Origin of the sequence: Kitasatospora sp. NPDC059722, assembly GCF_042733235.1 — a bacterium.
Lineage (GTDB): Bacteria > Actinomycetota > Actinomycetes > Streptomycetales > Streptomycetaceae > Kitasatospora.
Genome location: NZ_JBHWGD010000003.1, coordinates 131,992 through 139,539, shown reverse-complemented (window position 1 = coordinate 139,539; position 7,548 = coordinate 131,992). Strand labels below are relative to the sequence as shown.

8 protein-coding genes are annotated in these 7,548 nt (G+C 72.5%); 6 read left to right on the top strand and 2 right to left on the bottom strand.

Annotated features, from left to right (window positions below; all coding sequences use genetic code 11):
- Nucleotides 1–103: 103 nt before the first annotated feature.
- On the bottom strand, nt 104–613 hold the full coding sequence (locus tag ACFV4F_RS02975) for a hypothetical protein (protein WP_380444824.1): 510 nt from the start codon (nt 611–613) through the stop codon (nt 104–106).
- Nucleotides 614–755: 142 nt separating this feature from the next.
- Between ACFV4F_RS02975 and ACFV4F_RS02970 the strand changes: the two genes are divergently transcribed.
- Together ACFV4F_RS02970 and ACFV4F_RS02965 are read left to right on the top strand one after the other, a co-directional pair.
- Nucleotides 756–1,334 (top strand): NADAR family protein, encoded by a 579-nt coding sequence (locus tag ACFV4F_RS02970; RefSeq protein ID WP_380498157.1) that lies wholly within the window; start codon nt 756–758, stop codon nt 1,332–1,334.
- Nucleotides 1,335–1,583: 249 nt separating this feature from the next.
- Complete coding sequence (locus ACFV4F_RS02965; protein WP_380500195.1) at nt 1,584–2,639, top strand: hypothetical protein; 1,056 nt, start codon at nt 1,584–1,586, stop codon at nt 2,637–2,639.
- A gap of 76 nt (nt 2,640–2,715) precedes the next feature.
- Here ACFV4F_RS02965 and ACFV4F_RS02960 read toward each other — a convergent pair whose 3' ends face one another.
- Nucleotides 2,716–4,098: a glycine--tRNA ligase gene (locus ACFV4F_RS02960; RefSeq protein WP_380444821.1), complete on the bottom strand. Its 1,383-nt coding sequence runs from the start codon at nt 4,096–4,098 to the stop codon at nt 2,716–2,718.
- Nucleotides 4,099–4,310: 212 nt separating this feature from the next.
- Here ACFV4F_RS02960 and ACFV4F_RS02955 point away from each other — a divergent pair, with 212 nt between their 5' ends.
- From ACFV4F_RS02955 to ACFV4F_RS02940, 4 genes are read left to right on the top strand one after another with little or no spacing between them, the layout of a single operon-like run.
- Nucleotides 4,311–5,339, top strand: a complete 1,029-nt coding sequence (locus ACFV4F_RS02955) for a metal ABC transporter substrate-binding protein (protein WP_380500194.1) — start codon at nt 4,311–4,313, stop codon at nt 5,337–5,339.
- A gap of 11 nt (nt 5,340–5,350) precedes the next feature.
- Nucleotides 5,351–6,115 (top strand): metal ABC transporter ATP-binding protein, encoded by a 765-nt coding sequence (locus ACFV4F_RS02950; protein WP_380444819.1) that lies wholly within the window; start codon nt 5,351–5,353, stop codon nt 6,113–6,115.
- A complete protein-coding gene (locus ACFV4F_RS02945) occupies nt 6,112–7,041 on the top strand; it encodes a metal ABC transporter permease (protein ID WP_380444818.1) in 930 nt (309 codons plus the stop codon). Before ACFV4F_RS02950 ends, ACFV4F_RS02945 begins: the two co-directional genes overlap by 4 nt.
- A gap of 35 nt (nt 7,042–7,076) precedes the next feature.
- Nucleotides 7,077–7,487, top strand: a complete 411-nt coding sequence (locus tag ACFV4F_RS02940) for a Fur family transcriptional regulator (protein WP_329931091.1) — start codon at nt 7,077–7,079, stop codon at nt 7,485–7,487.
- The last annotated feature ends 61 nt before the right edge of the window (nt 7,488–7,548 follow it).

Sequence of the window (7,548 nt, the reverse complement as noted above, 5' to 3'; positions counted from 1 at the left end):
AACCGGTACACACCGGTGGCGGGGCCCGCGCCGTTTCCTCGCCGGAGAACGGCCGAGGGCCCGGATCGCGGGGATCCGGGCCCTCGGGGAGTCGAGTGCGGGCTCAGGCGGTGGCGGCCGGCTCGGCGTCCAGTTCGGCGAAGAACTCGTCGGCGATCGCGCGCGTGCGCGGCAGGTCGCCCAGCGGCTCGCCCACCACGCGGCCCGCCAGGTCGACGGCGACGGCGATGACGTCCTCCTTGAGCGCGGCCTCCGCGAGCACGCGGTCGGCCTCCAGCTGCACCTTGGCCGCCGCGACGATGCCGTCGCGCTGCGCCTGGCCCTCGGCGCGCACGGCCGCGATCAGGGCCGCGCCCTCCTCGGCGGCGTTCTGGCGGATCTCCGCGGCCTCGTGCCGGGCCGCGCTGAGCTCGGCCTGGAGCTGGTCGTGAACGGCCCGCGCCTCCGCCTGCGCGGCCTCCGCCCGCTCGGCCCCGCCCTCGATGGCGTCCGCACGGGCGGCGAGGTTCTTCTCGATGCGCGGCAGCAGCACCGCACCGAGAACGCCGAATATCAGGAAGAAGCAGAAGAGGCCGACGACGAGTTCAGCTGGATCTGGCTGCAGTGGTCCCATGCGGCGCATGCTAGTGGGAGCTCTCGACAGTCCGGGCGGCGCCCCCTTGGTGACGTCCGGTCAGCCTTGTCCCGCCAGGCTGCTCCGGGTCCGATCGAAATACGGTTGCGCCGCCTCCGGGACTTCGTGTCAGAATGACGATATGAGCAACGAGCACATGGGGGACCCGGTCGACACCCGCGACCGGACGGAGCTGGCGGCGCTCGTGGACGCCGGCGCCCGGCCGAAGTGGCTGATGTTCTGGGGGCACCGGGCCCGGCAGGACGGCGCGATCGGGCAGGGCGCGCTGAGCCAGTGGTGGCCGTGCCGGTTCACCGTGGACGGCGTGGAGTACGCGAGCGCCGAGCACTGGATGATGGCCGGCAAGGCCCGCATGTTCGGGGACGCCGCGATCGAGCGGCGCGTCCTGGCGGCCCGCACGCCCGCCGAGGCCAAGAAGCTCGGCCGACTGGTCGCGGACTTCGACGAGGCCACCTGGACGGCCGGGCGCTTCGAGCTCGTCGTGGCGGGCAACGTCGCGAAGTTCGGCCAGGACGAGGCCCTGCGCAGCTACCTGCTCGGCACCGCGAACCGCGTCCTCGTCGAGGCCAGCCCGGTCGACCGCGTCTGGGGCATCGGCCTCGCCGCCGACGACGAACGCGCGGAACGCCCGGCCGAGTGGCGCGGGGAGAACCTCCTCGGCTTCGCCCTCATGGAGGCCCGCGCCCGCCTCACCGCCTGAGGCCCGCGCCCGCCTCACCGCCTGAGGCCGGTCGCCCCGCCTCACCGCCTGAGGCCGGTCACCCCCCTCGCCGCCCGAGGCCGGTCGCCTCCCCCGGAGCGCGACCGGCGCACTTCTCGCAACGACCGCCGTCCGCGCGCTCCTTGACACCAGCCGGAGACGGCTGGACGTGCCCCCGTAACCGCCCCGCCACATTCTGACACCAGGATGTCTCGCAGTCAGGGACCAGATGGACAGGGTGGGGCGATCATGCGCATGCGGTCGAGCGCGCAAGAAAGCGAACTGCAGGCTCACGAACTGCGCGCGGAGCTGGACGAGTTACTCCGCGCCAGCCGGTACGCCGGGCAGCGCGAGCGACGGCTCACCGAGGCGATACAGGCCTCCCCGGACCGGCAGTGGCCGGACGGGGAGCTCATGCGGCAGCTCGCCCAGGCGCGCACGCTGCGCGAGGGCCTGGGCGCCCGGTGCATCCAACTGAGCGACCAGCTACAGCAGTTGGAGTTCGACCTGCGCCAGCACCCGGCGCAGGCGCCGCAATTCGCCACCCCGGAGCCGCCACCGCCGCGCCCGGACATCGGGGCGCTGGCGGGGCGGGTGACCACGCTCCACCGCAGCGGTGCCCTCACCGAGGTGGCCGACCTGCTGACCCAGGCCGCCGTCCGGCTCACCCCGGACGAAACCGCCCAGCTCGCCGGCCTCCTGGCCCGAAGAGGCCCGGGCGAGGCCTCCCGGCAACTCGCCCGCAGCGCCGCGCACACGGCCCCCGAGCACGCCGTCGCGGTGCTCGCCGAACTGCGCGAGGCGGGGCTCGCCGACGAGGCGGCCGAATTGTTCCACGCCTTCTGGGGCTACCCGGCCACCGCCCTGCCCGCCCTCCTCGCGGCCCTGGAGCACGCCGGCCAACTCGCCGACGGGGCCACGCTCCTGTGGGAGTGGGGCTCCGCCCCGACGCCCGAGCTGACCGTCCTCGCCGCCGGCCTCCGGCAGGCGGGCCGCCACAACGACGTCCGGACGCTGCTGCGCCAGGCCGCAGGCCGCCCGACGGCCGACCTCGCGGCCCTCGCGACGGACCTCCCGGCGCCCCTGCCCGCCGTGCTGCTGCACGAGCTCGCCGCGCTCCGCCCGCCCGTCGAACTCGTCCGGCTGGCGGCCTCGCTGGACCACCACCGCGGCCTCTACGACCTGCTCCTCTCCGCCCTGCACGCCGACCCGGCCAGGCACCGCGCGACCCTGGCCGCCCTCCGCGCGGCGGGCCTGCCGACCGAACCCGCCGTGCCCGCCCGCTCCCGCTGGGGCCGGCGGTAGGGCGCGGAGCCCGAACGCGAGGAAGCCCCCGCCCGTCCCGCAGGACGAACGGGGGCTCCCCGGAGAGCGAGCGGCCTCAGCAGCCGATCAGGCGCGCGGCCAGGTACGACTTGACCTGGTCGAGCGAGACGCGCTCCTGCGCCATGGTGTCGCGCTCGCGCACGGTCACCGCGTTGTCCTCAAGGGTGTCGAAGTCGACGGTGACGCAGAACGGCGTGCCGATCTCGTCCTGGCGGCGGTAGCGCTTGCCGATGGCGCCGGCGTCGTCGAACTCGACGTTCCACGCGGTGCGCAGGTCGGCGGCGAGGCCGCGGGCCTTCGGGGACAGCTCGGCGTTGCGCGACAGCGGCAGGACGGCGACCTTGACCGGGGCCAGGCGCGGGTCGAGCCGCATGCCGACGCGCTTCTCCAGGACGCCCTTGGCGTTGGGCGCCTCGTCCTCGAAGTAGGCGTCGATCAGGAAGGCCAGCATGGCGCGGTTGAGGCCGGCCGCCGGCTCGATGACGTACGGGAAGTACCGCTCGCCGCTCTCCTGGTCGAAGTACTTGAGGTCCTGGCCGGAAGCCTCGCTGTGCACCCGCAGGTCGTAGTCGGTGCGGTTGGCGACGCCCTCGAGCTCGGAGAACTCGCTACCGCCGAAGTTGAAGCGGTACTCGATGTCCACCGTGCGCTTGGCGTAGTGGGAGAGCTTCTCCTTCGGGTGCTCGAAGAAGCGCATGTTCTCGGTGCGCAGGCCGAGGCCGACGTACCAGTCCCAGCGCTGCTGGAGCCAGTACTCGTGCCACTGCTCGTCCTCGCCCGGCTTGACGAAGAACTCCATCTCCATCTGCTCGAACTCGCGGGTGCGGAAGATGAAGTTGCCGGGGGTGATCTCGTTGCGGAAGCTCTTGCCGGTCTGGGCGATGCCGAACGGCGGCTTCTTGCGCGAAGTGGTCTGGACTGCCTTGAAGTTGGTGAAGATGCCCTGGGCGGTCTCGGGGCGCAGGAAGGCCAGGCCGCCGGCCTCCTCGGTGACGCCGAGGTGGGTCTTCAGCATGCCCGAGAAGTCCTTGGGCTCGGTGAACTGGCCCTTGGTGCCGCAGTCGGGGCAGTTGACGTCCTTGAGGCCATTCGGCGGCGGGAAGCCGTGCTTGGCCTCGTACTTCTCCTCAAGATGGTCGGCGCGGTGGCGCTTGTGGCAGGAAAGGCACTCGGTCAGCGGGTCGTTGAAGGTGGCGACGTGGCCGGAGGCCTCCCACACCTCGCGGGCGAGGATCACCGACGAGTCCAGTCCGACGACGTCCTCACGGGCCTGCACCATCGTGCGCCACCACTGGCGCTTGATGTTCTCCTTGAGCTCGACGCCCAGCGGCCCGTAGTCCCAGGCGGCACGCGTACCGCCGTAGATCTCGCTGCAGGGGTAGACGAAGCCACGGCGCTTGCTCAGGCTGACGATCGTGTCGATCTTGTCGGCGGCCACAGTGCTCTCTTCAGTACGTAAGGCACGGTCAGGGCACGGCTGGTTGCTCGTACCCGAATACCTCAGATTACCGGCCCCATGGGTACGGGGTTCAAATCGGTATCGTCGGACCGGCCCCACTGATTCCCATCGCACCACCCGAGCCGGTCACCCGCCGTTCACCCACCCGAGTGATTTGACAATCGTTTCCAATCAAGATGAGAATGATTGTCATGATGATCCGACGACACGCTCGCACCTCCATAGCCTTGGCCGCCACCACGATCGCCGCCGCGCTCACGCTCACCGCGTGCGGCGGCAGCAGCAGCGCCAAGGACGCGGACGGCAAGCTGAACGTCGTCGCCTCCTTCTACCCGATGGAGTTCCTCGCCCAGCAGATCGGCAAGGACCACGTCGCGGTCACCGACCTCACCGCCCCTGGCGTCGAGCCGCACGACCTGGAGCTCACCGCCAAGCAGGTCGCGAGCGTCCAGAAGGCCGACGCGATCCTCTACCTCAAGGGCCTGCAGCCGACCGTCGACCAGGCCGTCGGCCAGTCCTCCGCGAAGGCGAAGATCGACGCCACCGCCGCCAGCCCGCTGGTCGACCACCACCTCGACGAGGACACCGCCGCGGGCGACGGCCACAAGCACGACGGCCCGGCCGGCGACCCGCACATCTGGCTCGACCCGGCCCGCTACGCGGCGATCGCCAAGAGCATCGGCGACTCCTTCGCCAAGGCCGACCCGGCCCACGCGGACGACTACCGGAAGAACACCGACGACCTCGTCAACCGGCTCGGCGCCCTGGACAAGGAGTTCCAGACCGGGCTGAAGGACGCCAGGACCAGGACCTTCGTCACCAGCCACGCCGCCTTCGGCTACCTCGCCGACCACTACGGCCTCACCCAGGTCGCCATCAACGGCGTCGACCCGGAGTCCGAGCCCACCCCGGCCCGCCTCGCCGCGGTGCAGAAGGCCGCCAAGGACAACGGCGTCACCACGATCTTCTTCGAGGCCCTCGTCGACCCCAAGCTCGCCAACACCGTCGCCAAGGACCTCGGTCTCAAGACCGCGGTCCTGGACCCGCTGGAGGGCGTCAAGGACCCGGCCAAGGACGACTACCTGAGCGTGATGCGGCAGAACCTGGCCAACCTCCAGGCCGCCCTGGGCGCAGCTCCTGCCGCCGCCCCGACCGGCACCGCCCCGACGACGGACGCCCCGGCCACCACCGCCCCGACCCCCGCGCCCACCGCCAGCTGACGGGACCCCCGATGAACCACCCGATACCCCCGGCCGTCCGCCTCCACAGCGCCGTCGCCTCGCGCGGCGGCCGGCCGGTGCTGCGCGGGATCGACCTCACGGTCGAGCCCGGCGAGGTCGTCGCCCTGCTCGGCGCGAACGGCTCCGGCAAGTCGACCACCGTCAAGACCGTGATCGGCTCCGTCCCGCTGGAGCAGGGCGCGCTGGAGCTGTTCGGCATCCCCTTCGCCAAGTTCCGCGCCTGGCACCGGATCGGGTACGTCCCGCAGCGCACCACCGCCGCCTCCGGCGTCCCGGCGACGGTGCGCGAGGTCGTCTCCACCGGACGGCTCCCGCAGCACCGCCTGCTGCCGTTCCGCCGCAGGGACCGGGACGCCGTGGACCGCGCGCTCGCCGCCGTCGGCATGCTCGACCGGGCCGGGGACGGCGTCGGCGACCTCTCCGGCGGCCAGCAGCAGCGCGTGCTCATCGCCCGCGCCCTGGTCGGCTCCCCCGACCTGCTGATCATGGACGAGCCGATGGCCGGCGTCGACGCCGCCAGCCAGCAGGTGCTCGCCGACACCCTGCGCGCCGAGGTCGCCCGCGGCGCCTCCGTGCTCCTCGTCCTGCACGAACTCGGGCCGCTGGAGCCGCTGATCGACCGCGCCGTGGTGCTCCGGGACGGCTGCGTCGCGCACGACGGCCCGCCGGTGCCAAACACCGGCCTGCACGCCCTGCCCGGCCACGACCACGTCCACCCGCACGCCGACCACACCCCGCCGAGGCTGCTCGCATGACCGAGATGCTCTCCTACGACTTCATGCAGCGCGCCCTGCTCGCCGCCGTACTGGTCGGGATCACCGCCCCCGCCGTCGGCATCTACCTGGTGCAGCGCCGCCAGGCCCTGATGGGCGACGGCATGGGCCACGTCGCGATGACCGGCGTCGGACTCGGCTTCATCTTCCAGACCAGCCCGGTCTGGATGGCCGTCCTGGTCTGCGTGCTCGGCGCCGTCACCATGGAGCTCGTCCGCTCGCGCGGCAACCAGCGCGGCGACATCGCCCTCGCGATGCTCTTCTACGGCGGCATGGCCTGCGGCAAGCTCCTCGTCTCGCTCTCCGCCCAGGCCGGGGCCGGCTCGCTGGAGAGCTACCTGTGGGGCTCCATCCTCACCGTCGCCCCCGCGGACCTCGCCGCGATCGCCGCACTCGGCGCGGTGGTCATCGCCGTCACCGTCGGCCTGCGCCGCCAGCTCTTCGCGATCTGCCAGGACGAGGACTTCGCCCGGGTCACCGGCCTGCCGGTGCGCACGCTCAACCTGCTGCTCGCGGTCATGGCCGCGGTCACCGTCACCGTCGCCATGCGGGTCGTCGGCCTGCTGCTGGTCAGCGCCCTGATGGTGGTCCCGGTGGTGGCCGCCCAGCAGCTCACCCGCTCCTTCGCCGCCACCCAGGCGGCCTCGATCGCGCTCGGCGTGGTCGTCTCGCTGGCCGGCGTCACCGGCTCCTACCAGCTCGACGTGCCCTCCGGCCCGGCCATCGTGCTGCTCGCCATCGCGGTGTTCGCGGTGTTCAGCGCGATCGCCGCGCCGCTGGCCCGACGCCGCCACCGGGCGGGCGCCGACCCGGGGCCGCGCGAGTGCGACGTCCAACTGCCCGGACGGGCTTCTTCGAACACCTCTGACGCGGGCACGCCGGAGGGGCGGGCGGGGCTGGCACAATGAGGTGCGAGACGCCCACCACCCCAGGAGGACCCACGGTGACCACCGCCGGCCCGTCGCCGCGTGCCCGATCGACCCGGCAGCGTGCCGCCGTCTCGGCGGCCCTGGACGAGATCGAGGACTTCCGCAGCGCGCAGGAGCTCCACGACATGCTCAAGCACCGCGGAGACTCCGTCGGGCTGACCACGGTCTACCGCACGCTCCAGTCCCTCGCCGACGCCGGCGAGGTCGACGTGCTGCGCACCGCCGACGGCGAGGCGGTGTACCGGCGCTGCAGCAGCGGTCACCATCACCACCTGGTCTGCCGGCACTGCGGCGCGACCGTCGAGGTCGAGGGCCCGGCGGTGGAGCGGTGGGCCAACTCCGTCGCCTCGGAGCACGGGTTCAGCGACATCGCGCACACGCTGGAGATCTTCGGCACCTGCGCGGAGTGCGCCAAGAAGGCCTGACGGGCCGCACACGCCTGACGGAACGACGGAAAGGCCCGTGGGAACGGATCCCACGGGCCCT